Here is a 26,088-nt window from a genome sequence, read left to right on the forward strand (position 1 = left end):
AAGGCATCGCCTCCTGGAGGCGGCGAAGTGTTTGTCTGCACATCGTTTTCCCAGGAGGTTGCCTGCGGGTCCAGGAGGGTCTGGCGCGCAAGCCTCTGATTTTGCTGCTGGTTCATCGGAGGCCGCATGCAGGATGACGAATTCACGCCGAGGCTCGGCAAAATTGGCTCGCGCGGCTCGAAGGCGGGCAAACGCTACGCTGGCCAGGTCCAGGCCGCGGTCAACCGAGCAGGCGGCAGGAGCGGACGCGGCAGCCGCTTCATCGGAAGCCGGGTGGGGCGCGGCGGGGCTGCTGCCGCCGTTCTTAGAGCACGCGACCGCCACGCGGCGTTTCGGCAGCGGCGCGCAGTCGTCAAGGCACGCATCGTCAAGCTGGCCGGCAAGGGAGTCGACGGAGCTCGTGCGCACCTCCGCTACCTCCAGCGCGACGGCGTCACCCGGGAAGGCGAGCGTGGCGAGCTCTACGCTGCCGACAAAGACCACGCGGACGGCAGGGCCTTTCTCGATCGCGCGAACGGTGACCGTCATCAGTTCCGCTTCATCGTCGCCCCTGAAGACGGTATCGAGTATGATGACCTGAAGCTGCTCACCCGGCGCCTCATGGCGCAAATGGAAGAAGACCTCGGCACCAGGCTAGACTGGGTGGCCGTCGACCATTTCAACACCGGCCATCCTCACACCCACATCATCGTGCGCGGCAGGGACGATCACGGCGAAAACCTCGTCATCGCGCGGGACTACATCTCCTCTGGCCTGCGCGAGCGCGCAGCCGAACTGGTTAGCCTCGACCTTGGCCCGCGCACCGACCGCGAGATCGAGCAGCGCTTGCGCCAGGAGATGGAGCAGGAACGCTTCACCAGCATCGACCGGCAGCTGATGCGCATGCGCGACGAGGGGCATGTCTCACCAGCCAGCCGAGACACCTTTCGCCAGACGCTGCACCAGGGCCGCCTGCGCAAGCTCGAGCGGATGGGCCTCGCCGAGGAGATGCCTTCGGGTCGCTGGCGCCTGGAGGATGATCTCGAAGCCACGCTACGCCGCATCGGCGAGCGCGGCGACATTGTCAAGACCATCCATCGCGAGCTGACCGGCAAGGGGCTCGTCCGCAGTGCCGCCGACTATCTTATCCACGATCGATCCGACGGGTCGGCCCAAACCGTGGTCGGACGTGTCGTCGGGCGCGGGCTGGCCGACGAAATCACTGACCGCCATTACCTCGTCGTCGACGGCGTGGACGGCAAAAGCCACTATTTTGATATCGGCAAAGGCGGGGCCACCCAACCGACACCAGAAGGCTGCATAGTGCGGATCAGGCCGAGGGACACCGGGCCAAGAAAAGTCGACCGCACAATTGCCGGCATCGCCACGGTCAACGACGGGCGCTACAGCATCGATATCCATCTCAAGCATGACCCCTCGGCCACCGAACGCTTTGCCGAAACGCACGTGCGGCGACTGGAGGCGATCCGCCGTGCGACCGGTGGCGTCGAGCGCGAGCCGGACGGCACATGGACAGTCGCGCCCGACCATCTCAACCGCGTCGCGGATTACGAGCGTCAACGAGCGAGGGCCCAGCCTGTTGTCGTCGACAAGCTCTCATCAATGCCGCTGGAGAGCCAAGTAGGCTTTGACGGCGCCACCTGGATCGACCAGGAGCTGGTATCAGCCCACCCTGAGTCCTTGCGCGACTCTGGCTTCGGTCGAGAAGTACGTCAGGTCCAGGCCCGCCGACAGCAGTGGCTGATCGCGCAAGGTCTTGCCCAAGATGCGCAGGATCGGGTCATCTATCGCGCCAACATGCTTTCAATGCTGCGCCAACGAGAGCTGAACCGTGTTGCCAGTCAGCTCTCGGACGAACTCGGGCTCTCGTATTCTGAAGCGCAGCATGGCAATCGAATAGACGGTACGCTGCGCCGCTGCGTCGAACTCGCCGGCGGAAAATACGCTGTCATCGAGAAATCGCGCGAGTTCACGCTGGTGCCCTGGCGGCCGGTGCTTGAGCATCATATCGGCAAGGAGGTGTCTGGCGTGGTGCGCGCCGAGGGGATTTCCTGGACGATCGGACGGCAGAGGAGCGGGCCTGGCGTTTCGTGAACTGGCTACAATTTATTTGTTCACGTTGAAACAGGTACTCAGCCCAGACGGAGTTCCTCCGCCTGCTGCTTGCTCGCAGCATTCATTTGGCGGAGAGTCAGTGTTCTGCATTTTGTAGTTCGCTCTGTCAAAAAGCGCTGGGAATATGCATCATGTTCTGCGTTGACACGGAAGCCGGGCCGACAGGTGCCGCCCTGTGGTTGCGGATCGGCTCCCGATGGCTGCCAGCTAGAAAGGTGGGCTGACTCGTGATAGCGCAAGGGGCTATGGCGGCCGCGGTACGGCGAAGCGAGCTCTGGCATCGAGGATGAAGCCGCACTTCCCGATCTTATTCTACTCGCAGGACCGGCAGACGCGGCGGCCGCCCCTGCGGGTGCTGTTGGCCCTGGCGTGAACTGGCAGTCCGTCCCGCGGGGACTTTGTAACGGAGAAAAGTCGCTGCGATGGCCCGGGTGACGATGCGGTCAGCGACCATGCCAGACGAGATCGGCAGCTTTCTGCCGCGGCACGGCGCCGGAGCCATCAGGCCGCCGCGACATCGGGTCTGGCGCACCTTCGGATGTTGGCTGGCCGCGGTTTACTTCGAGCAGCGCCGGGTGGGTCATGCGGTGCCGCTACTGGGCACCGAGGCAGCTTTGGGCATGAGACCCGTTCAATCGCGCCGGCCACGTCGGTCATCGCGACATCTGGAGTCGAGGCCAGGTCAGACCGGGAAAAAAACCTGCTCGTCGCGCGGGAGCCCCGGGTTGCGCCGTCGATCCTCCGCCCAACTCAGCGCCGCGCGACCAGCAATAGCCCTTGCCCCGAAACTGACGCCAAGCCGACGGACCCGCTCTGCGCATACCGATGCCGTCCGCGCCGTCGTCGGCGGAAACCAGCGAGCCGTGGACCTCACACAATCTGAGCCGCTGGTGACGATGTGCATCGCCTACTTCCATCCGCACTCCTATCGACGAACTCGCCCGCTGCCCGCGGTGATGCGAACCCGTGGATGAATATTTCGCCGAAGCCGCAGTGGGGGCTCAGCCTCGACGATTTTTTTGCCTTGCCCCGGCGGGCGGCGCAACCGAGCATCGAGACAAAAAACGGGAAAGGGAGGGCACCAGCCCGTTAGAGCCGTGGCCATGATGATGTGGGGACGATCTCCTGGAAGAAATGTGGAGATCGACGCTCTCCTGACGCGCTCATCGAAGATTTTAGGCCGCGCCGACGTGGCTGCTTGAGCGATAACACTCACTCCGGAGGCCCCAGTGCGGCTCCTTGGCCAAGCTGCTCGGCACGCCGTGAGTGTGCTTTCTTGTTTGGGGAAGGGACTTACGTCTACAACAATCTCGTTTCGATCTACGATGGAGAGTCGGCGAGACAAGTGTTGCTGATGTTCATTGGCTCCGTAGCAACTTCTGCAGTCACAATGCAGCTTATGTTCCTATGCTGGAGAGTTGGCCATTCAACTCGCGTAGTTCGCTTTGTTGCGGTGGAGCTTGGTCAGAGCACACTGCTGCTTTACCTGCTTCAGGGCGCCGTGTTTCGCTTCATGGATCTAATAGGGTTCGGAGAGCTTTGGGATCTCCCGAGCAGAATCGGGTTCGCCACTTTGCTTGGTGCCGCGATCGTTGTCTCCGCTTGACAATTCGCAGGATTGCGCGTGACCACGGATGGTTGTCGCGCGGCTACGCTTAATATGTGACGACGCTTGCGCCTTGTAGGCAATTGTTGCGGCCGCCCACGGCCGACATGAACGTGCTTGGCCGCACGTTTTCTAAGTGAGGCGGAAAGAGGCGCGCGACCCCTCTCCCCAGCAACCCGCCTTGCGGATTCCTCCTCTGCCCGCTTCGCAGACGGGGATACCCTCCGCCCCCTTGCTATTCGTTGCCCGCCGCTATGCAAAGGACGGGCGACCTGAATCCGTGCTCAAGCCGATCTGGCGGCAGAGGGGGGCGGGCTGAACATGGGACCCGTGATTGACATAATTGCCGCGCGAATTCTCATGCTCGCCTAACCGGCCGGAACGATTTGCAATCCGGGCAGGCTCGACAAATCAAGGAGTAGCTCGTTCCGTGTCCAAGCCCAGACAAGTCTTGGTTATCTCACGGGCGCGATACAAAAGGCACAGGCTGGACTTGGCTGCCGGGGGCGGGGCTTGTCGACCGCTCGATTGAAAGTGAGATGCGAGGCGGAGAATCACCCATGTGCAGAGCGGCAAGGCGCTCGCCTACCTCCCTGTCATTCACCGTCAGCCGATGGTTTAGACGAAGATAGTCCGTCCATGTCGGCGTGCGGAATGTCTCGGTCCAAAGCGTCGACTTCTGAAGGTCGCGTTGGAGGGTCCAGTCCCGCGCACCGGCGCGGCTCTGAACGCGCCGCCTTTCGCGCATGCAGCTCAGAAATTCATCGATACTCTCCTCGGGTATCGAGTACTCCACCTTGATCACGATCGGACCGCTCCTGGGTTTCAAAGGGAGGGCCAGTTCTGGTGGCCTGAAGTCGACGGCCGCTTGATCCGATTCCTCCCATAGCCGCACTGGCAATAGCTTTCCCACAGCCGCGACCAGCAACAGTGCCGCTGCAGCACCTTCCAAAGCCCACGTCAGCGAATAGTACTGCGCGACAGCACCCCAGATCCAGCTGCCCGCTGCCATGCCGCCGTAGGTCAGGGCGTAATAGATGGACAGGGTCCGACCAACGACCCACCTGGGGCTTGCCAACTGCACACACACGTCGGTTCCGGTCCAGGTGACAACCCAGCCAGCGCCACCGATTGCAAGCGCGATCGCCGCCACAGCCACCGACGATGTGAGGGCCATCAAAAGGCAACACGTTGCGCAAGCAACGGATGCGAGCGTGATCAATCGGTTCTGGGACGTAATGCGTCTCAAGTAGCTGCTGCCAATGCCGGCTATGAAGGCGCCTGTGCCGAAGCCAGCCAATAGCACCCCGTAAACAATTGGCCCTCCCGCCAGCTGGTCGCGAACCAGGAGGGGGAGCAGAGCAAGGATCGAGATGCTTGACAGCCCGAATAGGGTTGCACGCACAATCGCCACTCTGATCTCTGAGGATATTGCCGTGAATCGCATGCCATCATGAATGGCCGTAGTCATCCGCTCGCGCGGAAGAGGCGAAAAGCGAACTTGCCACTTTGAGCGCAGAACAGCGCTCAACGGGACCAAGTCACTCAGCGCAGCGAGGGCGAAAGCCGTAAGGGGGCCTAGCAAAGCTAAGATTACACCGCCCAGCGCCGGTCCTATGCTCCGAACCACGTTGTAGCCCACCGACATCAGCGTCACTGCGGCGGGTATGTCGCGCTTTTCCAGGATATCGCCTACCGACGCGTGCCATGCTGGATCGTTCAAGGCAAAGCCGCATCCGGCCAAGAAACTCAGTCCCAGGATCAGCCATGGACTAACAAAGCCCAGTCCCACAGCGAGTGCCAGCGCCGTGGATGCCAGTGCGATAAGGCAGTGTCCGGCAAGCATCACGCCGCGGCGGCTGAAGCTGTCTGCAATGGCTCCAGCAAGGATCGACAAGAAGAACGCGGGCAGTGTCGATGCAGCCTGTACGAGCGCAACCATTAGATCGGAGGCTGAAATCGTCGCCATGAGCCAGCTTATAGCCACGCTCTGCACCAGCCAGCCAAGGCTGGATATCTGCGTGGCTGTCCAGATAGAACGAAAGACCGGGTTGTGAAGAGGGATCAGTGTGTTTGCCGCAAAGCGCGGAGGATCTTGACGCCGCATCACTTCTCTCCTCCACTGGGTGTCGTTCGTCCGCTCATTTGCTTACAGCGGTGCGCTCTGTGCACAGACTGCGTCACAACGAAGTTCCGAAATCGCGCTCGCAACAAGGACAATGTGACATCCATGGTGCTGATGCGCCTTGAGGTACCAACCTGGCCGTTAGCTGATGGGTCCCGCAGCCCGCTGGGTGCGGTCAGTTCTGCCCTGCGACTCTTGGCTTTGGACGGTGCTAGCGCCCCGATGGCCGGCTTGTCAAACTGCCGTAGTGCCAGCACATCCATCCCATCTGTTGACCGCGATCTCCGACGAGGTCGAGCAGCAGTAGGTCAACGGCAAATCTGGGTATTTCCGCTATCCGGTCGAGCGCGTGGCCATCGTCCGGAAACCCGAAGACGTTCATCACCCAGGCGACCACCACGCCCGAGACAATGCGACACGGCGGTAGCGGTTCACCAGAGGACGTGCGTTCTACTCAGCAGGAACATTGTTCTGCCGATCGTCGGCTGCGCCAGCCGTCACGTAAAGCGGCGCCAGAGTTCTTGCACCCGTCATTGGACTCCCGCTTTGCAGGTTTCGCCTAGGGCCTGCATCAGGTCATCTATAATGTCCTGAGGATGTTCAAGCCCTACAGAAATTCGCAGCAATCCGCCTGGCGCTTTGGACTTCGCACCTTCAACGGATGCGCGATGCTCTATCAGAGAATGCGTCCCGCCAAGGCTTGTCGCCCGGACAACAATCTTCAGGCGGCCGGCCACGGCCATTGCAGCATCGGCTCCGCCCTCGACGATAAAGGATAGCATCGCTCCGTAATGGCTCATTTGCCGCGTAGCAAGATCGTGTCCCGGATCAGTTTGCAAACCAGGAAAGAGCACTTTTTCGACGCGCGGATGAGACGCCAGGGCCTCGGCCACTTTCTGGGCGCCTTCGCAATGGGCGCGCATGCGGACCGGCAATGTCTGCAGGCCCCGCAACGCCAGCCAACAGTCGAAGGGCGCTGCGACGCTGCCCTTGTGTTTCTGGACCATCCGCAATGGGCGACCGAGGGGTGACGCGTTTGGGACAATGACGACACCGGCCATCAAATCCGAGTGGCCGCCAATGTACTTTGTCGCCGAGTGCATCACCGCGTCTGCCCCGATTTCGAGTGGCAGTTGAAGCACTGGGGTGGCCCACGTATTGTCCACCACCGCCAAGGCGTCTGCCTCGTGCGCGATTGCGCAGATGGCCGCAATGTCGACAACGCGGATCATCGGGTTTGACGGCGTCTCGACCCAGACGAGGCCAGTCCGCTTCGATGTCACCGCGGCGCGCAAAGCGTCCAAATCGCGCATGTCGACGGGGGCAAAGTCGAAGCGAGACCCAATGTCGGTCTCTTCGATCAGCGAACGAATGCCGAAATACATGTCATCCGGCAGAACGATCCGACCCGCCGACGGATGGCTCTCGAAAATTGCAGCGATTGCGGCCATGCCCGAAGCGAAGGCGATGCCGTCTCCCCCTCCCTCAAGCGTCGCCATGGCCGCCTCGAACGCATTGCGTGTCGGATTTCCATCCCTTGTGTATTCGAAGCCGGACGGAAATGACCCGTTGGCGCCTCGTTCGAACGTCGTGCTGGTGTGCAGCGGCATGGATACGGCCCCCGTGGACGCGTCGACACCTCGGCCGCAGTGGATCGCCTTCGTCTCAAAACGCATCGGTTATTCCTTCCTAACGGGCAGTTGCAATTTCGTGCCGGTCATTATACTGACCGCAATACGTGAGCCGAGGACCCAAGTCAATATAATGACCAATGTTACGGAAGCGTTTGATGCCGAGCAAGCGCTTGGGCAAGCGATAGCAGCCCGGATCCGAGACTTGAGGCGTGACCAAAGCCTGACCCTGGATCGCCTGGCTAAACTAAGTGGCCTATCGAAGGGAACCGTGGTCGCGCTGGAGCAGGGTAGGGCGAACCCCAGTATCGGCATACTGTGTCGGCTGGCGGCGGCGTTTTCGCTCTCGGTGGCCGATTTGTTGAACGAGCACCTTTCCACGGTGCGCCTTCCCATCGAGCGGACAGAGACCAGGAGGCTTTGGACGAGCGCCAAGGGAAGCTCTGCGCAACTGCATTCGTCGACCTCGGGACGCACGATGTTCGAACTGTGGAGCTGGGTCATGATGCCGGGCGATGTGTTTTCCGCGGACGCTCATAGTCCGGATACGCGCGAGCTGATCTCGGTCAGTCAGGGTGCCCTGAGCGTTGTGGTAGGTACCCACGTGGAAATTTTAAGCGAAGGCGAGAGTGCGCGGCTTGTCACTGACCAACCTCACTCATATGCGGCGGCATCTGATGTGCCCGCCCACTTCACGATGGCGGTGCTTGAGCGTGGTGGACACCGAAATCCGGGGCACTCGTCGACGGCAGCGAAGATTCAGGGGCACGTTCCGTAAGGCCCCGCCGATTACTAACAACCGCACATTCGCGACAGGAGATAAACCGTTGTACGTTCCGCCTCATTTTGCCGTCCCTGATCAGAACGCCCTGTTTGACCTTATCGAGAGACACCCGCTGGGTATCCTCGTCACCCAAAGCAAAGGCACGCTGGACGCGAACCACCTCCCTTTCGAGCTTGACCGCTCGAAGGGAGACAAGGGCGTTCTCAATTGCCATGTCGCTCGCAAGAACCCAGTCTGGGAGGAAGTCGCCAATGGCGATGAGGTTCTCGTAATCTTCCGTGAGGCCGACGCTTACATCTCGCCGAACTGGTATCCGAGCAAGCATGAATTCCACAAGCAGGTGCCGGCCTGGAACTATCTCGTCGTCCATGCCCACGGACGCATCACTGTCCGGGATGATGAGCGGTATGTGCGCCGCAACGTGGCGAAGCTCACTCACATGCAAGAAGCCTCGCAGCCGGTCCCATGGAAGATGGGCGACGCGCCGAAGGACTTCATCGACACGATGGTCAGGGCAATCGTCGCCTTGGAGATCGAGATCACCGGCCTGGTTGGAAAATCAAAACTCAGCCAGAACAAAGAGTTGCGCGACATTCAGAACCCTGGCGAAATGCTGCGTGCCCAAGGGGCCATTGCGATGGGAGAAGCGATGCTCGCGGCTGCGGCGGTCAAATCCCAATAGCATGTGTCTTGTCCCGACAAAGCCGCTGGTGCCGGCTTCCCGACGGGTCACCTAGTCCGCCTTGACGCACGGCAATAGCGTTTGACGGCCTGAAGCGACGCTGTGGTCACCCTTGTGATGCTTTTCCACGCGCCTGGTCAGGCGACAGGATTGCTCCGTCGTGAGGACAGGCGGGAGTTTGCAGGTTGCGGTGGGCGGGTTCGTTTCCGGCGCCTGCGCCCCGTCGTATGTCGCGAGTTGAGGAATGCGATCGAGGGCGATGTGCAGGATGCGCTGCGGGAACGTCGTCGGCTGGCACAGACGGACTTCCGATTTCACCTCGACCACCCGCGCAGCGGTTTTGAATGAGCGCAAACGCACGCGTGTCGAATTGGGCGATTTCCCTTGGGCGCCGAGCTCGACCATGCGCGATGATGCGCTCGACGCAGCTCCAGCTGGCGGCGCCTTCAACGAACTCCTTGAACCTGCAGACCTTGCCCGAAAGCACTTGCTCTTACGGGAGATGATTGGCTTTGTCGCCGAAGCGACTGATGGAGATGTTGGTGGGCGCCGCCGCGTAGGCGACGACCCCGTAATCACAGCGGGAGCTCGCAGGCGGGGTCGACAAACACCCTTGATTGGCCGAGCTTGAGGTGCATCTCTATCAGGCTGATTGCTTATTGGGCTGGTCCAGCGTTTGATCGGACCCATGATCCATCCGACCAGCTTGTGAGGGATGCAACCGAACCAGGCGCTGCTCCCACAGTCTTCGCAGGCCCTCCATTAGAGCTGCATGCCTGGCCTGATCCGGCTCAATCATATTGAGGTGATCTCGCAACACGGCTTCGCCCTCGATCCGCATCAGTAGATTAAACAAGTCGTTTGAAATTCGCACACTGTCAATGCTGGAGTGGTTCGGAATAATCTCGCAGACAGTCTCCTGATGATCTCGCGCTGTGTAAGCACGGGTTTGATGGAGGGAGACTGAGGGAGGCAATGAAATCGCAAGCGCAGTCCAATCCTGCAGCGTTGCAGCCCGTTTTTTTACCAGGAAGGGCCCGACCACAAGTCCATCCAGCTCTGTCGTCAAAAATGTGGCAATCGCGTCTGCAACCGTATCCACGATCGGTTCAGCATTGTTGTTAAAGGACGTATTGAGCAGAATTGGAGTGCCTGTCCGCTTCTTGAAGGCATTGATGACCTCCCAGTAAGCTGGGTTGGCATCGCGCGATACTGTTTGCAGCCGAGCCGTACCGTCGACGTGCGTAATGGCACCCAACAAGGCGCGCTTTGAGTCACGCACGCGAACGACGAAATTCATGAATGGAAATTCGTGCTTACCGTCCGGGAGGTCGAAAAATTCGCTCGCATCCTCTTCCAGCACAGATGGTGCGAAAGGCCTATAGCCTTCGCGCTTCTTGACCATGGCATTGATCCGGTCCTTGTTTGCAGCGGGCCGAGGGTCGGCAAGAATGCTGCGGTTGCCCAGCGCACGTGGCCCAAACTCCGAACGACCCTGCACCCAGCCGATCACGGCGCCGTTGGTGATCCAGTGGGCTGCACTGCTCGCTACGTCATAAGAGCGTTCAACCTCGAGATGTCCGGACCATGCATTCAGTTCCTGTTCCACGGCGCGGTCGCTCCCGAGATCAGGACCCCAATAGACCTCCTGCAGTCGCTCACGCGGCGCGGGGCGGCCCATCTCGTTAGAGACTATCAGCGCAGCTCCCAATGCGCAGCCAGCGTCGTGAGACGCGGGTTGCACGAAGATGTCTTCGAAAAGCCCTGAATACAGCAGCTTGCCGTTCATCGTGCAGTTGTGGGCTACCCCTCCCGCCAGACACAACCGCTTCATGCCGGTGGCCTCACGGTGGTGCCGGAGAATGTGGAACACGATCCGCTCAAGCGCTTCCTGCAGTGACGCACTCACATCTCGATGCTGCTGGGTGAAAGGCATTCCCTTTCGCCTGATCTCGATGTTGCGGAGCAACGCCGGACCGATGCGGTCGAGGTGAACACGGTAGCCACCGTTGGCGGAGAGCTCGTACAACTGCTCGAAGAGCTCGCGATAGGGAGCGGGGTCGCCATAGGGCGCGAGTCCCATTACCTTATACTCGTCGAACATGCCGTAGCCGAGACAGCGGATCGTCTCGAGATAAAACAGCCCAAGAGAATTGTCCTCCGGGAAAGCCTCGATTTGCGTAATTTCTGTGCCAGACCCTACCGCCACAAGGCCCGACAGGAAATCACCACAGCCATCAATCGCTAGAATGAGACTTTGTTCGAAGCCCGACATTGCAAAGGCGCTCACGGCGTGCGCCTGATGATGACCTACGAATGAAATACGCGAACTGTCCAACTTAGTGCCGAACTCACGCGCTAACAGGTTCTGCACCAACATTTTAGCATCCAACGGAGTGGAGAGAATGTCCGGTTGGGAAGCGGACATACCTTCAAGCATGGCGTTGGCATAGGGCTCGCTGGCGTAGACCGCGACACGATCAATGTCGCTGAGCTGAACCCCGGCCGTCGAGAGACAGTATTGAATCGAACCACTTGGCAGCTTGTTCGAGTGCTTGATTCGATTGAGGCGTTCCTCTTCTACGGCGGCTATCACCTTTCCGTCTCGGACGAGCACCGCGGCGCCATCGTGCATAAAGGCGTTCGGACGCTCGAATCGGTTTTCATGGACTTGGTCAAGTCCGCCGCTGATTCCTAGGCACAGCATTTCTTTCTCCAAATAGTAACGGGAAGCCAAATTGGCTTACCTCGACTGTTTCCAATTAAATAGGCGTGTTGTCGCCTGCAGCTGCGACCGCCCGTCAGGCATCAGCGGCATCGAAGAAAGCCTCATAAACGATCAATGAGATGCTTCGACTGTGACGCCTACAGTGCCATCACGCCGAGAGCTTGGCTGGATCATCCAATCCTGAGCGGCTGCTGACATGTATCCGGCGATGTCGTTTTCATCGGCAGAACCAACTTGCGATGCCGCCTGTTCTTGGGAAGGGCGGCCGTCGACGAATAACAGTACCGCCCCCGTGAACTGGCCCGATTTCATTCTCCGAAGCGACCATGGTCGCACCGCCCGACATTGTCGGCCAGTTGCAACTCACTTTCTCGGCACGACCTCCACTGCACGTCAGGGCGCATCGAAGATTTTCTCCTTTGGATTATACCTAAGGCAGCTTTCGTCACGCGTTAGAGCAGCGTGTGATTGGTGCGTGAGGCTCTTTTTTGTCCATGCACGATTCCGGAAGAGTGATGAAATCGATTGTTTTGATCAAAGTCATCCACGCTATGAATAACAGCCGCAGCACATGCGTTTTCAAAGCGCTTCAGGCTTCCCGGATGGCTACTCCGATGTGAAGCGCATGGCATTCCAAGCGCTCTGTCAACCAAACGATGAGTATCGGCGTCGACCCTCATTGCCTTCGTCTTCGCGACTCCGTGACAGCGGCTGGCATTGTGTTTGTAGGGCATCGGGCGAAGATCATGTCGATCGGCCATCTCGCCTGCCTATTGACAAACCCTTGAACAATGATCCACGCACCAGCGCGATTGTGATCACGAGCGCCTCTGAGCTCTGGAGGTTCGGTTTTCTGGGGGTTCCTGGGTCTCCGAAGCGATGGAGGTAGCTAGCCTTCCTGGTGCTATACGGTTGTGCTCTTCATGGAGTGGACGCATTTGCGTCTCGAAAGCGGTTCTTCAGTGGAACCGGCGCCAAGGCCCGTCTGTGGTCGTTCAGAACACGGGGTGCCGTCTCCAAACCGGATATTGGAGCGGGCAGCCGCCGGAATTTGACCCATGGAAATGAGCGCCTGTCAGGAGGCGTTCGAAAACGGCGCGATCTTCATCGCGGCTGTTTCATGGTGTCATTCCTGACATGTTCTTTATAATCGGCAGCTTGCGGATAGTCTTGCCCGTCGCCGCCCGTAGCGCATTGGCGACGGCCGGGCCGATCGGCGGCACACCTGGCTCACCAACTCCCGTGGGCGGCTCCTCGGACGGCAAAATGTGCACCTCGACTCGCGGCATCTGCTCGATCCTGAGCGGTGTATAGGTATCGTAGTTCTCTTGGTCTACGACACCGCCCTTCAGGGTCAGCTCCTCCTGGAGGATCGCACCTAGCCCGAATCCGATACCGCCCTCCATCTGAGCGCGAATCTGGTCAGGATTTATCGCGGTGCCGCAATCTACCGCGCAGACGACGCGGTCGACCTTGAAACCATTTTCATCGTTGAGGGTGATCTCCACCACATCGGCGACATAGGTCGAGAGGCTTTCATGCAGGGCCACGCCGCGGAAACGGCCTTCCGGCAGAGGCTTGTCCCAGCCTGCCTTCTCAGCAGCCACTTTAAGCACGGCGGCATGCCGTGGATGGTGACCGAGCATTGACAAGCGGAAGTCGACCGGATCACGGTTCGCAGCGGCGGCGAGCTCATCGATCAGGGTTTCCACCGCGTAAGCGGTGTGGGTGGAGCCTACCGAACGCCACCACAGCACCGGGATGTTCACGTCCGTGGTGGTCAGCTCGACCTTCAGGTTCGGGATCGCATAGGGCAGGTTGGTGGCGCCCTCTACGGAGGTTGGATCGATGCCGTTCTTGATCATCGCCGCAGAGGTCGAACCGCCCAAGACCGATTGACCCACGATGTGGTCATGGAGAGCGACGACATTGCCTTTCTTGTCGAGCCCCGCCTTGACTGCGTGCACATAGGCCGGCCGGTACCGCCCACCCCGCATGTCATTCTCGCGGGTCCACTGCACCTTCACTGGCTTGCCGCGTCCCAGTGCACGCGCTGTGGAAACAGCTTCGATAATGACATCTGCATCCAAGACCGCGCGGCGGCCGAAACTGCCGCCGGTCTTCATCACGTGCAGCCTCACCTTGTCCGGCGTGGTGCCGCCTACCTGAGCGGCAGCCGCCTGATAAAGGTCGGGCATCTGGTGTCCGCCCCAGACATCGATGGTGCCGTCTTCGTTGATTCGGGCGGCCGCGTTGAGTGGCTCGATCGAAGCATGGACAAGATAGGGGAATTCGTAGTGCCCCTCGATGATTTTCTCAGCACTGGCGAACGCTGCGGGAGTGTTACCGTCGTCGCGCGCGGTGGCCGCGCCCAGATCGTCTGCTGCCTTGTTGTATTCGGCCATGATCTCGGCCGTGCCGCGCTCTTCGGCCTTCTCCTCGTTCCAGGTCACCTCCACGACGTCGCGGCCCTTCAGCGCCGTCCAGGTGTCCCTGCCAACCACGGCAAGGCCTCGCGGCGTCTGGACGACATCGACAATGCCGTCGAGTGCCTTGGCCTTGGTTGCGTCGAAGCTCTCGATCTCGGCGCCGAACTTCGGCGGATGGATCATAACGGCCGTCTGGAGTCCCTCCATCATGAGGTCGATCGTGTAGGTCTGCGCGCCGTTGGTCTTGCCGGCGGAATCGTAGCGCTTGAGGCTGTCCGATCCGATCTGGGCCCACTTGTCGCGCGGCTTTAGCGGCACGTCGTCGGGAACCGGCATTCCCGCTGCGGCTTCAGCCAGGTCACCGTAGCGCGCCTGCATCCCTGAGGCGTGCGACACGACCCCGGAAGCGACTTTGATCTCGCCGGCTGGCACGTCCCACCGCTGCGCCGCGGCCGCCACCAGCAAGGCCCGTGCGGCAGCACCCGCCTTGCGGTAGCGTTCCCACGACGAGCCCATCGACGTGGAGCCACCAGTTGCCTGTGCGGCCCCGCCCCAGGCGAGATTGCCGTAGAACGCGGTATTGCCATATCCGCCGACCACGTCCACCTGCGCCCAGTCGCCGTCGAGCTCTTCCATAACCAGGGTGGCGATGCCGAAATAGGAGCCTTGTCCCATCTCGAACTGCGAGGAGTGGATGATGATTCGGTTCTCCTTTGTGATCTCGACATAGGTCTGGAAGGGGTTCGCCGGAACCTTTGCAGGGGTCGTTTGTGCGATGTCGGGCGCGGCCAGCACTGGCCGGTAGCCCACTGCGAGGCCGCCGGTGGTAACGCCCGCGCCGACGAGGAACCAGCGGCGCGTGGGCCGCACGGCAGTATGCTTCGAGAGAAACTGCGACATGCCTCAAGTCTCCAGCCGGTTGGCGGTCTCGTGGATGGCCGCGCGGATGCGATGATAGGTGGCGCACCGGCAGAGGTTGCCGCTCATCGCCGAATCAATATCATCGTCCGTCGGCTTCGGCGTTTCTGTAAGGAGGGCCACGGCCGACATGATCTGGCCAGACTGGCAATAGCCGCATTGAGGTACGTCGAACTCGGCCCACACGGCCTGGACCGTTTCGCCTATCTTGCCCGACACACCCTCAATGGTGGTGATCGAGGCTCCTTCGATGTCGCCGACTGCGGTCTGGCACGAGCGCGTCGGCATGCCGTTAACGTGAACCGTGCAAGCGCCGCACTGGGCAAGCCCGCAACCGAATTTCGTTCCCGTGAGTCCGATGACGTCACGGACCGCCCAGAGCAGCGGCATCTCTGGATCGACGTCGAGTGTTCGCGCCTCGCCATTGAGGGTAAAAGCGACCATTGCTTGCTCTCCTTGTCCTGAGCTGGCTATCTCGTTGAGCCTCCGCCCGCCTGGCAACCGAGCTCTTGTTGCTGAGGCCTAGCGACCACACCGTAGGAACGCGCAGCTCAAGCAACAAGCCGCTAGGTTGGCGAGTTACGAGATCGTGAAGTGGGTCGTGTCGAAAGGCTGGAGGCAACTGAATGTCATTTTTTGGGCGGACAGGCCGCTTTAGGCTGGGTTACACGAGACTGGACATTCGGGTCGTCGCGAACATCGACCGCTGGTCGGCCGCGTCCGGCAGGGCCCTGATTGGCTACACGAAATGAAATGGGACTACTATCGACGGGGGCCTACCTCGACCCGCAACCTCCACGACTGGACCCTCAGGTTTCCGGCTATCGTCCCGGGCGGTGGCCGAGCTCGGCGCCTCGGACGCGATAATAGACGGTGAGGCGTTCGTCGTTGACCAGAAGGCTTGTCGCGCATTCCAAGTCTTCAGCGGGCTCTTGGCCGCGGCGGGAGACGTCAGGACCATGCTTGCCGGCTTCGACCTGCTCAAGATCGACGGCGAGGGTCTTCGCGATCGGCCACTCGTCGATCGGCGCAAAGCGCTAGTTAACCTGCTGAGACGCCGCGAAACGGCATCGTTCTGAGCGACGAGATCAGCGGCGGCAGCGACATTCTCGCGCAAGTCTCCCAGTTCGGCCTCGAGGGCATCGTCTCCAAGCTGCGTGTCAGTCCATATCGATCCGGCCGGCGCCAAGAATGGGTGAGACAAAATGCGTGCTGAGTGATGAGTTCATCGTCATCGGCTGCGAACCCGGCAACAGTTACGGCGGTCGGGAAGCGTGCTCTGGCGAATGTCGAGGACGGAAATCTGGTGTTCGCCGGCGGCATTGGCACCGGCTTCAATGCGCGCACCGGGCCGGAAGTAAAGCGCCGGCTCGATGCCATTCCAATGGATAAACCACCGATTCCTAGTTTGAAGGCGAACGGTGCGGCATGGGCGGAGTGCCCTGCGCAGTCTGTACCTCCGCAGTCGATTGTCGAGTTCGAAGGGGGTGTGATTGGCGTCGAGACCGCTCCAGCCATGGCTATCAGCACGCCGAGTGCGTTGTTTTCGATCAGTTCTCGAAATGAGCGGGTAAATACCTTTCACTTGCCGAACGGGGTTTGCTGTTCACCGGCTGGCATCCGATGGCAAACCTTTCAACGCGGCGGCGATCTGGCGCTTCGCTGCTGGGGGCAGAGGCAGGATGGGACGCGGGGGTTCGGCACTGCAAATGTCGAGCAATTCAGCGAGTGCATAGACGACGCGAAGGCTCGAGAACTCCTTGAAGACGCTCCAGATCGGGACCAGCGCGGCATTGATCCGTCGCGCTTCGGCCGCATCGCCCTGTTGCGCCGCTGTGACGATCGTCATGCAGACCTCGGGCAGGATGCCCGCGAGGACGCTGTACCATGTGTCGGCGCCGGCGATCATGGCCTCGGCGGCGTTCCAGTCGCCGCTGTAGCCAATCGAGAACCCTTCCGGCAGTGTGCGCCTCTGGGCGGTCAGGTGGTTCTTGATCGCATCGCTTTTGTCTGTCGGATTCTTGATGGCGACAATCCCAGCCACCTTTGCCAGGCGGCTGACAAGGGGTGGACTGAAATGGAAATGCGTCGTTCCTGGATTGTCGTAGACGACGATCGGCAGGCCACTTTCGCGCGCCACAGTGGAGAAATGATCGAACACCTCGTCATCAGTAAGCGGGGTGTAGGAGGCGGCGGCAAGCAAACCCGCAGCTGCTCCAAGGGCCTTTGCGTCTTGCGCGAGCCCCACGGCTTCATCGGTGCGCAGCGCGCCCACACCCACCACGACCGGCATTTGCCCCGCCGTTTGGTCCAAGGTCTCGGAAAGCGCCCGCCGCCGTTGCTCGCGCGACAGATAGATGTATGTGCCGGTGCTGCCGAGAAGACCGATGGAATCGACCTGAGCAATGCCAAGCCGAGCAATCAGCCTGCGCAAGGCAACGCTATCGACGCGGCCGTCACGATTGGTCGGGGTGATGGGGAACGCGGAAAGACCGCTCAGGAATGCCATGGCAAGGCTCCAGATCTATGTGTGAGCGCAGAGATGGCCGCACGCCAGGTCATTACAAGACGTCCAAAGCCCGCCGCAGATCGGCGATCAGGTCATCAGCGTCTTCAAGCCCCACCGAGAGACGCATGAGATCCTCGCCGACTCCATCGGCCAAATGGGCATCCTTGCGGATCGGCTGCCGAGCACGGGTGAGGCTTGCTGGATGATAGATGAGGCTGTCGGCATCGCCGAGGCTGACGGCGCGAATGATCAGGTTGAGCCGGTCCATCATCCGGCGCGCTCCTTCGTATCCAGCGTGGAGGCCAAAGGCCAACATGCCCGATCCGTTGGACATCTGTTTTCGCGCCGTCACCTGATCAGGGTGCGAGTCGAGGAACGGATAACTCACAAATGCCACCGCCGGGTGCGCTTCCAGCGCCCGAGCCACCGCAAGGGCTGTGGCGCTGTGCCGTTCCATACGCAGCGTCAGCGTCTTGAGACCGCGCAGGATTAGGAAAGCTGACAGGGGCGAGAGCGCTGCGCCGGTGATGTAGCGCAGGCCCGTTTCATGCAGCGTACGGAGCGTTTGGGCGTCGCCGAGAAGCGCCCCGCCAAGGGCATCGCCATGACCATTGATGTACTTGGTCATCGAATGGAGCACGATGTCCGCCCCGTGCTCAAGCGGTCGCTGGAGCGCGGGCGAGGCGAAGGTGCTGTCGACTGCAACCCTTACACCGCGCGCGTGAGCGCGCTCTGCAATTGCCGCTATGTCGAGGATGCGGCTCAGCGGATTCACCGGCGTCTCGAAGAAAACCAGCCGCGTCCGCTCGGTGATCGCAGCATCGAGATTGTGGGGATTTGACAGATCGACCGCGACGACCTTGATGCCGAAGCGGGGGACCGCCTGTTCGACCATGGCAAGCGTGTTCGCATAAAGCGTCTTGTGGACGATGAGTTCATCGCCCTGGGACAGGAGCGACAGGATCAGAGTGCCGAAGGCCGCCATCCCCGAGGCAACAACCAGCCCCGCCTCGGCTCCTTCCAGATTCGCGAGCCGCTGCTCGAGGATCTCGGTCGTGGGATTGTATTCGCGCGCATAGAGCCTTCCACCAAGGGCGGCGGCGGCATCGTTTGCTGCCACGCTTTCGAACCCATAGGTTGACGTCAGGAACACTGGCGGCTGGACGGCATTGGAAAAGCCGGCCGGATCGTAGCCATGATGGATCGCCCGGGTGGCAAATCCGGGGCTGGTGCGGTTGAGCGACCCCGTGGGAGCATCGGTTTCGGATTGATGGGAGCTGGTCATTCGGCCTCTGCGATCTCTCTTGGGGTTCCGAAAGATTGACGGCAACCTGGCCAATGTGAAATATCCAGTTGGCGATGAAAGAGATGGTCCAGTCTTCAAGTGCCGGGTCTGCAGCGCGCTCGCACGCGATGGGTGCACGCCAGATATACGAAGCCCTTCGCGAGCAAATCCTCGGCGGCGTCTACGAAACCGGCAGTCAGTTGCCATCCTCCCGGGCCCTGGCAAATGACCTCGGCGTTTCGCGAACCACGGTGACGGTCGCCTATGAGCAACTGGCTGCGGAGGGTTTCATCGAAGTCCGTCAAGGCGCACGACCTCGCGTTGCGTCTTCGTTGATGGGCCATGGGACGGGGCGCACTCACGCGCAACGGGTCGGCCCAATCCACCTGTCCGCATATGGCGAGCGGCTGCGCGCGACGTCACCCTGGCCAGATTATCTGCCGACTGGGCTGAAGGTCGAGTTCCGCTATGGCGACCTCGCGCCGTCGGATTTCCCTTCATTGGTCTGGAAACGCGCGATGAACGAGGCGATGGGGCAGCGCCCGCTGCGTCTTGCCTATGACGATCCTCGCGGCTCGCGCCGGCTTCGCCAGGCGCTTCAGGGCTATCTCTGGCGCGCCCGGACCCTGAGCTGCGACCTCGACCAGATCATAGTTGTGAACGGTTCGCAGCAGGGCCTTGATCTGTGCGCGCGCCTGCTTCTCGATCCCGCCGACCGTTTCGTCATCGAGGATCCGTGCTACAGGATGGCGCGTCAGGTCTTTGCCAGTACGGGTGCCTCACCCATCCCGGTCATCGTCGACGAAGACGGGATGAGGACCGAGTTGCTGGCGGGGATCGGAGCACGACTGGCTTATGTGACGCCATCGCATCAGTTTCCGCTGGGCGGCGTCATGCCGATCGCGCGCCGCCATCAGCTTCTGAAATGGGCGCGACACAACAACGCCTATGTGATCGAGGACGACTACGACAGCGAATATCGCTACGACATCAATCCGGTCCCTCCGCTGCACAGTCTCGAGGACCACGGGGCTGTCATCTACCTCGGCACGATCTCCAAAACGCTCTCGCCGATGCTGCGCATCGGCTACCTCGTCGTCCCGCCCGAATTGCAGGAGGTCTTCGCAACCGCCAAACAATTCGCAGACCGGCATTCGCCGGTCGCTGAACAGGAAGCGCTGGCATCGTTGATCGAGAGCGGCGGCTACGAAAGCCATGTGCGCCGTGTGCGCAGGCTGAACGGCGAGCGTCGGGAAACGTTGTTGGGTGCCTTGCAGCACAGCTTCGGGGATCGCATCACTGTCCAGGGAGCAGATGCGGGACTGCACGTCGCCGTTTGGTTCAATGACCTGCCACGATCGCGGGAAACGGCCTTGGTCGAATCCGCCCGCGACGCTGGCCTGGGGCTACACCTGATCTCGCCGCTCTACGAACGGCCATCGGACGAAGGCCGCAACGATCGCGTCGGACTTGTCATGGGCTATGCCGCCTTGAGCATTCGGCAGATCGGGAAGGGCGTTGAGGTCCTGCGAGAGGTTGTCAAGCAGGTGCAAGACGCGATGCCGGCGCGGAACAACTGAGCCGGGGCGACGCCGAAAGCTGGCGCTGAAAACGGTCCGAGGGCCCCCCGTATTTCTTTCCAAACAGCCAACTGGACCGGGAAAATGCCATGCAACTGGCGCTGTTGATCAGGCCAGTTTTGCAGCAGGTTTCCACGAGACGAATTTCCGAGAGCGATGATGACCTGGCGAGGAAAGCTGCTTCACGTCCATATCGCGCCTGCCGCTTCCTATGAAATGGAGGAGCTGGCGCAGGCGCAGCTTATTGCCGGCCAAGGCGTTGTCGGAGACCGCTACTACCTGGAGACGGGGACCTATTCCGCGCGTCCTGACGTTCGCGAAGTGACGCTGATCGAAGCTGAAGTCTTGGACGCCATCGCGCAGGGCGAACCCAGAATTCCGGGCTTCAAGGCCAAACTCGCACCCGAAGATCACCGGCGCAATCTGACGACACGAGGCGTTCCGCTTAGCCATCTTGTCGGCAAACGCTTCCGGGTCGGGGAAACGATTCTCAGGGCCGCCCGGATGAATGTGCCGTGCAAGTATATCGAGGAGTTGCTCGGGCTTCCTGGTCTCTACGAGGGGCTTCTGAACCGCTCCGGCCTGAACTGCACAATCGAGGTCGGGGGCGTGATCCGCCCCGGTGATCTGATCTTGCCCATCGACGAGTGAAACGCCATGGCCTCGCCGCGCATCATCATGAAGCTGACCGTGACCGCCGCCCGCAAGGAGCCGGGCGACGTGCTGGTCATCGACCTGAAACACCCACGCAAACCTGTGCTGCCGGCGTTCGAAGCGGGTTCTCACGTCGACGTCCATCTGCCTGAAGGGAAGGTGCGTCAGTATTCACTTTGCGGCGACCCGACCGAGCTTGGCCGCTACACCATCGCGGTGAAGCGCGAGAATGACGGCCGTGGCGGCTCGGCGTGGATCCACGAAACCATTGCCGTCGGCTCCACACTGCCTGTCTCCGCGCCACGCAACCATTTTGCGCTCAAGCCAGGCGAGGGGCCGAATTTGCTGCTGGCAGGGGGAATCGGGATCACCCCGATTCTGGCCATGGCGCGCGCGCTCACCCGGCAGGCCAAGCCCTTCGAGTTGCACTATTTCACCCGCAGCCGGGCGCTCACGCCACTCTTGGCGGCGATCGGGAGCGATCTTCCTGGCGGCAATGTGCGGATCCATTTCGACGACGAGCCTCAGACCCGGCAGAACATCGCCGCGCTGCTGGCGAACCGTTCGGACGACGCGCAGACATACTACTGCGGACCGCCTGGCTTCATGGCGGTTGTGGGGCGCGCGGCTCAACACTGGCCCGAGGGTACTGTTCATTTCGAAACTTTCCAGCCTCCCGAGTTTGATGGCGCGCCACCGGAACCGTTCGTCATAGAACTGGCTGAGGGCAGGGTGGTTGAGGTTTCGGCTGAGACCACGGCACTGGCCGCCTTGCGTGCGGCCGGTGTGCCGTTGATGGCCTCGTGTGAGAACGGGGTGTGCGGGACCTGCGAATGCGCAATGCTGGGGGGACAGCCGATCCATCGGGATGCCGTCCTGTCCAAGGAGGCACGCGGCCACCGCTTCATCCCCTGTGTGTCGCGCGCGACAGGTGTGTTGAAACTCGATCTTTGACCATTTGGGCGGGGGTCCTGTGAGACCGGCAGCTGATTTGCGGGAAACTGAATGACGAGGAAACTGGAATATCTGAACGAGATCGAGCGCTGCGTCTCCTGGCTCGCAGCCTGGACGATCCACCACGCCAACCACGTCCGCGAGGGCGATGAGATCAAGGTCGGGGGGCATCAGGCCTCGTCCGCGTCGCTGAGTACCATCATGACCGCGCTCTACTGTTCGGTCCTGCGCCCGCAGGATCGGGTGGCGGTCAAACCCCATGCGGCGCCGATCTTCCATGCACTTCAGTATCTGGCGGGCAACCAGACCCACGAAAAGCTCATGAACTTCCGCGGCTACAAGGGCGCGCAGAGCTACCCTTCGCGGACGAAGGATGTCGACGATGTCGACTTCTCGACCGGGTCGGTGGGTCTCGGCGTTGCTCAGACGCTGTTCTCGTCGCTGGTGCAGGACTACGTCTCGGGTCACGGCTGGATGAAGGAGCGTGCCGAGGGCCGAATGGTCAGCCTGATCGGCGACGCCGAGATGGATGAGGGCAACATCTACGAGGCCCTGATCGAAGGCTGGAAGCACGGGCTCAGGAACTGCTGGTGGGTGGTCGACTACAATCGCCAGTCGCTCGACGCCGTGATCCGGGAGGGCCTCTGGCAGCGTTTCGAGCAGATTTTTCGCAACTTCGGCTGGGACGTGATGGTCCTGCGCCACGGCGCTCTGCAAGAGGCTGCCTTTGCCGAGCCGGGGGGCGAGAAGCTGCTCGAGTGGATAGAGCGCTGTCCGAACCAGCTCTATTCGGCGCTGACCTTCCAAGGGGGTGCTGCCTGGCGCAAGCGGCTGCTCGACGAGATCGGAGACCAAGGGCCGGTCACCACTCTGATCGAACGCCGCTCCGACGACGAGTTGCAGGCGTTGATGACGAACCTTGGCGGGCATGACATGCCGAGCCTCCTCGAAGCCTTCGAGGCGGCGTCCAGGCATGACCGTCCCGTCTGCTTCATCTGTTACACCATCAAGGGCTACGGTCTGCCGCTTGCCGGACACAAGGACAACCACGCGGGGCAGATGACGCCCACGCAGATGGAAGACTACCGCCTGCAAATGGGCGTAAAGCGGGGTGAGGAGTGGGACAAATGGGCGGCCGCCACCTTGCCGGAAGCGGAACTTGACGCCTTCTTCGCAAAGGCGCCGTTCTTCAGTGAGGGGCGTAGGAGGCTGTCTGCGCCGTCGGTGCCGGTGCCTGAAACCCTTCCGTCACCGGGGCAGCCCGGCAAGCCGCTCTCGACTCAGATGGGCTTCGGCCAGATCCTGAACGACATCGCACGCGAGCGCAGTCTGCTTGCCGACCGCATTGTCACCACCTCGCCCGATGTGACGGTCTCGACCAATCTCGGTGGCTGGGTCAACCGGCGCGGCCTTTTCGCCCGGGAGACCATGGCGGACACCTTCAAGGCCGAACGCATTCCGTCGACCTTTACCTGGGAATTTGGGCCGAAGGGGCAGCACCTCGAGCTCGGGATCGCCGAGTCGAACCTGATGATCATGCTCGGGGCACTCGGTCTCTCGCACTCGATCAATGGCGTGCGCCTGCTGCCGATCGGGACAGTCTATGATCCCTTCATCTACCGATCGGCCGACCAGCTAAACTACGCCTGCTATCAGGATGCGCGCTTCATGCTGGTCGCAACGCCCTCGGGCGTGACGCTGGCGCCCGAGGGCGGGGCACACCAGTCGATCGGCACCCCATTGATCGGCATGGCGCAGGATGGGCTTTGCGCCTTCGAACCGGCCTTCGTCGACGAACTGTCCGTGATCATGCGCTTTGCCTTCGATTACATGCAACGTAATGGCGAGGGGGATCCGGATGAGACGACGTGGCTGCGTGATCAGACCGGAGGATCGGTCTATCTTCGCCTGTCAACCCGGCCGCTCGAGCAGCCGCTGCGCGACATGAACCCGGCGCTCGCGCGGGACATCGTCAATGGCGCCTATTGGCTGCGTCCGCCTGGGCCCAACGCGAGTGTCGTCATTGCTTATCAAGGCGTCGTCGCGCCGGAGGCGATTGCCGCGACGGGTCTTCTGGCGGAGGACAGGCGCGATGTCGGGCTGCTCGCGATCACCTCCGCGGACCGGCTTAATGCGGGCTGGCAGGCGGCGGAACGTGCCCGGCAGCGTGGCGCGATTGGCGCCCTGAGTCATATCGAGCGGCTGCTCGCGCCGCTATCGCGTGACTGCGGCATCGTCACCGTGATCGACGGCCACCCGGCGACGCTCGCGTGGCTCGGTGGGGTTAACGGGCATCGCGTGAAGGCGCTCGGGGTCGAGCAGTTCGGCCAGACGGGGACTATTGCGGACCTATACCGTCACCACGGCCTGGACACCAACGCCATCGTACATGCGGCGCAGGCGGTCAGTGCGGGACCGGCTGTTCGCTTCCGGAAGGCGCTGCCTTGACCATGAGCTAACGGATGCTCCGTGGCTGGTACGGATCGGCTGTTTCCACGGGCGTTCCGGTTCGCTTCAAAGCGGACAGGGCCGGGACACTGTGGACGTTCTGATCGCGCTTGAGTAGCTTGTGCGACCCCCAGGGTCACCTGGAATACGCAGGGAGGCGGCTTTTATTTAGCCTTGCGTCCAATTACGAATTCGATCCAATCCAGTCCGGAGCAAAAGCTCCGCGTCCTCCCGATTTTCGGCTTCGACGTAGCACCGCATTTCCGGGGCATTTCCGGATGGACGCAAATGCAAGACACGCTTATCCGCGAGAGTGATACGAAGTCCGTCAACATCGCTAACCTTGCTTACCACTCCAATCGACCCGACGAAGGCGGCAATGTTAGTTTCCGCTGTACGAAGGTATGTCATGAGGCGAGTGCTGCTTTCGACGGAAAAATTTTCCAAGCGATCCGCCGCCGCTGCCGGCAATTGAAAGGAACTGCCAATCTCTGACAGTGGCTGCCCACTTGTATTAACAAGGGAAAGTGCCGCGAGGATGGGGAGAAAACTGTCGCGTGTAGGTAGCGCTGGCAGTTTAGTTCCGTTCGGGTCAAAGTCCGTGCCGGTCAACAAACCACCGTTTGCTTCGAAACCAACCACGCGCTCGTGACCCGACGCAACCAAATCGAGCATGGCAGCAATAACAAATGGCGATCCAACCTTGGTACGCACGACTTTAAAAGAACCTGCGGTCTCGATACCAGAGTTTGATGTGACCGGCGTGACGACTGCCTTCGCTTGCAGGAAGTTCGCCGTAATCAGGCCTAACAAATCACCGCGAAGGGGGTCTCCGTGGTCGTCAGCTACCAGTGGGCGGTCACCATCGCCATCTGCCGAGACGACCGCATCAAGCCGATGCTCTTTGGCCCAGAGCTTGAACTGTTGAGCAGTCTCGTCAGAGACCGCTTCAGTGTCGACAGGAATGAAACCTTCCGAACGTCCCAGGGTTACGACCGTCGCACAGTGATATGAGAGAATGTCAACCAAGAGATCGCGCGCGACTGTGCTGTGCTGATATACGCCCACCGTTAAGCCCTTTAGAGCATTAATCTCCATAAGCTTTCGATTGCGCGCCGTGAAAAAGGCCTTGCATTCGGCCTCCCGGTGCTGCCGACGTGCAACAGCACCTTCAAGGACGTATCCGCGCTTCTCCAGCTGCAAGGCGATGCGCGTTATCTCCCGCTCATCACCCTTGTCGATCTCACCGTCGGGTCGATAGAATTTTATTCCATTACGGTCGGCCGGAATGTGCGAGCCTGTGATCATCAAACAACCACTCTTACGCGCCTGAGCATACAGTGCCAGGGCAGGGGTGGGGACTGCGCCGCAATCGACTACGATGAAGCCGAGCGCGGACAGTGCCGCCGCACAGACGGCGGCGATGGCCGGACTCGAGGCGCGAAAGTCGCGCCCTATGAGTATCTCGTCGCCAATTCTGGCCAGGCCGGATTCCAGCAGGAATGTCGCGAATGCCGTTGCATATAGGGCAGAGGCGGCTCCTGCCAATTCTGTCGCCAGGCCCCGTAATCCACTTGTTCCGAATTTCATACCAAATCCGACGTTGCTAACCGGGTTTTGAAGGTAACATGCTCAAACTT

17 protein-coding genes and 1 pseudogene are annotated in these 26,088 nt (G+C 61.0%); 9 read left to right on the forward strand and 9 right to left on the reverse strand.

Going from position 1 to position 26,088, the window contains the following annotated elements:
• Nucleotides 1-126: 126 nt before the first annotated feature.
• Both rlxS and NKJ75_RS05765 read left to right on the forward strand, forming a co-directional pair.
• Entirely contained in the window at nt 127-2,094 is a 1,968-nt protein-coding gene (rlxS, locus tag NKJ75_RS05755) for a relaxase/mobilization nuclease RlxS (protein WP_352499322.1), read from the forward strand.
• Between the two features lie 1,287 nt (nt 2,095-3,381).
• Nucleotides 3,382-3,774, forward strand: a pseudogene (locus tag NKJ75_RS05765) (nodulation factor fucose acetyltransferase NolL); the annotation flags it as partial.
• 407 nt (nt 3,775-4,181) lie between these two features.
• Here the strand turns inward: NKJ75_RS05765 and NKJ75_RS05770 are convergent.
• Nucleotides 4,182-5,828 carry an MFS transporter gene (locus NKJ75_RS05770; RefSeq protein ID WP_023704122.1) on the reverse strand — a complete coding sequence of 549 codons (1,647 nt, stop codon included), beginning with the start codon at nt 5,826-5,828 and terminating at the stop codon, nt 4,182-4,184.
• A gap of 548 nt (nt 5,829-6,376) precedes the next feature.
• The gene (locus NKJ75_RS05775) at nt 6,377-7,456 is read right to left on the reverse strand and encodes a trans-sulfuration enzyme family protein (RefSeq protein WP_352499323.1); all 1,080 of its coding nucleotides are present in this window, start codon (nt 7,454-7,456) and stop codon (nt 6,377-6,379) included.
• On the opposite strand from NKJ75_RS05775, the gene NKJ75_RS05780 reads away from it, so the two are divergent.
• Complete coding sequence (locus NKJ75_RS05780) at nt 7,455-8,255, forward strand: helix-turn-helix domain-containing protein (protein ID WP_352499324.1); 801 nt, start codon at nt 7,455-7,457, stop codon at nt 8,253-8,255. The two genes, NKJ75_RS05775 and NKJ75_RS05780, sit on opposite strands and share 2 nt — an antisense overlap.
• 49 nt (nt 8,256-8,304) lie before the next feature.
• A complete protein-coding gene (locus tag NKJ75_RS05785; protein ID WP_352499325.1) occupies nt 8,305-8,943 on the forward strand; it encodes an FMN-binding negative transcriptional regulator in 639 nt (212 codons plus the stop codon).
• 51 nt (nt 8,944-8,994) lie between these two features.
• Here NKJ75_RS05785 and NKJ75_RS05790 read toward each other — a convergent pair whose 3' ends face one another.
• The 4 genes from NKJ75_RS05790 to NKJ75_RS05805 form a co-directional block, all read right to left on the reverse strand.
• Nucleotides 8,995-9,348 carry a hypothetical protein gene (locus tag NKJ75_RS05790; RefSeq protein ID WP_023806673.1) on the reverse strand — a complete coding sequence of 118 codons (354 nt, stop codon included), beginning with the start codon at nt 9,346-9,348 and terminating at the stop codon, nt 8,995-8,997.
• 238 nt (nt 9,349-9,586) lie between these two features.
• Nucleotides 9,587-11,650 (reverse strand): carbamoyltransferase family protein, encoded by a 2,064-nt coding sequence (locus NKJ75_RS05795; protein ID WP_023708043.1) that lies wholly within the window; start codon nt 11,648-11,650, stop codon nt 9,587-9,589.
• A 1,139-nt stretch (nt 11,651-12,789) separates the two neighbouring features.
• On the reverse strand, nt 12,790-15,000 hold the full coding sequence (locus NKJ75_RS05800; RefSeq protein WP_352499326.1) for a xanthine dehydrogenase family protein molybdopterin-binding subunit: 2,211 nt from the start codon (nt 14,998-15,000) through the stop codon (nt 12,790-12,792).
• Nucleotides 15,001-15,003: 3 nt separating this feature from the next.
• Entirely contained in the window at nt 15,004-15,462 is a 459-nt protein-coding gene (locus NKJ75_RS05805) for a (2Fe-2S)-binding protein (protein ID WP_023689394.1), read from the reverse strand.
• 392 nt (nt 15,463-15,854) lie between these two features.
• Between NKJ75_RS05805 and NKJ75_RS05810 the strand changes: the two genes are divergently transcribed.
• Entirely contained in the window at nt 15,855-16,097 is a 243-nt protein-coding gene (locus NKJ75_RS05810) for an ATP-dependent DNA ligase (RefSeq protein ID WP_352499327.1), read from the forward strand.
• Nucleotides 16,098-16,624: 527 nt separating this feature from the next.
• On the opposite strand, the gene NKJ75_RS05815 is transcribed toward NKJ75_RS05810, so the two are convergent.
• Nucleotides 16,625-17,527, reverse strand: coding sequence for a dihydrodipicolinate synthase family protein (locus NKJ75_RS05815; protein WP_352499328.1), 903 nt, complete (start codon nt 17,525-17,527; stop codon nt 16,625-16,627).
• Between the two features lie 52 nt (nt 17,528-17,579).
• Nucleotides 17,580-18,812 carry a trans-sulfuration enzyme family protein gene (locus NKJ75_RS05820; protein WP_023806678.1) on the reverse strand — a complete coding sequence of 411 codons (1,233 nt, stop codon included), beginning with the start codon at nt 18,810-18,812 and terminating at the stop codon, nt 17,580-17,582.
• An 83-nt stretch (nt 18,813-18,895) separates the two neighbouring features.
• Between NKJ75_RS05820 and pdxR the strand changes: the two genes are divergently transcribed.
• The 4 genes from pdxR to NKJ75_RS05840 all read left to right on the forward strand — a co-directional run bounded on the left by pdxR (nt 18,896) and on the right by NKJ75_RS05840 (nt 24,448).
• Complete coding sequence (gene pdxR, locus NKJ75_RS05825; RefSeq protein WP_502903838.1) at nt 18,896-20,392, forward strand: MocR-like pyridoxine biosynthesis transcription factor PdxR; 1,497 nt, start codon at nt 18,896-18,898, stop codon at nt 20,390-20,392.
• Between the two features lie 159 nt (nt 20,393-20,551).
• The gene (locus NKJ75_RS05830; protein ID WP_031198755.1) at nt 20,552-21,043 is read left to right on the forward strand and encodes an MOSC domain-containing protein; all 492 of its coding nucleotides are present in this window, start codon (nt 20,552-20,554) and stop codon (nt 21,041-21,043) included.
• Nucleotides 21,044-21,049: 6 nt separating this feature from the next.
• A complete protein-coding gene (locus NKJ75_RS05835) occupies nt 21,050-22,000 on the forward strand; it encodes a PDR/VanB family oxidoreductase (RefSeq protein WP_023822548.1) in 951 nt (316 codons plus the stop codon).
• 51 nt (nt 22,001-22,051) lie between these two features.
• Nucleotides 22,052-24,448 carry a transketolase gene (locus tag NKJ75_RS05840; protein ID WP_023822549.1) on the forward strand — a complete coding sequence of 799 codons (2,397 nt, stop codon included), beginning with the start codon at nt 22,052-22,054 and terminating at the stop codon, nt 24,446-24,448.
• A 168-nt stretch (nt 24,449-24,616) separates the two neighbouring features.
• Here NKJ75_RS05840 and NKJ75_RS05845 read toward each other — a convergent pair whose 3' ends face one another.
• Nucleotides 24,617-26,038 carry a phosphomannomutase gene (locus NKJ75_RS05845; RefSeq protein WP_352499330.1) on the reverse strand — a complete coding sequence of 474 codons (1,422 nt, stop codon included), beginning with the start codon at nt 26,036-26,038 and terminating at the stop codon, nt 24,617-24,619.
• Nucleotides 26,039-26,088 lie beyond the last annotated feature (50 nt).

The organism is Mesorhizobium sp. M0058 (assembly GCF_040323095.1).
Taxonomy (GTDB): Bacteria; Pseudomonadota; Alphaproteobacteria; order Rhizobiales; family Rhizobiaceae; genus Mesorhizobium.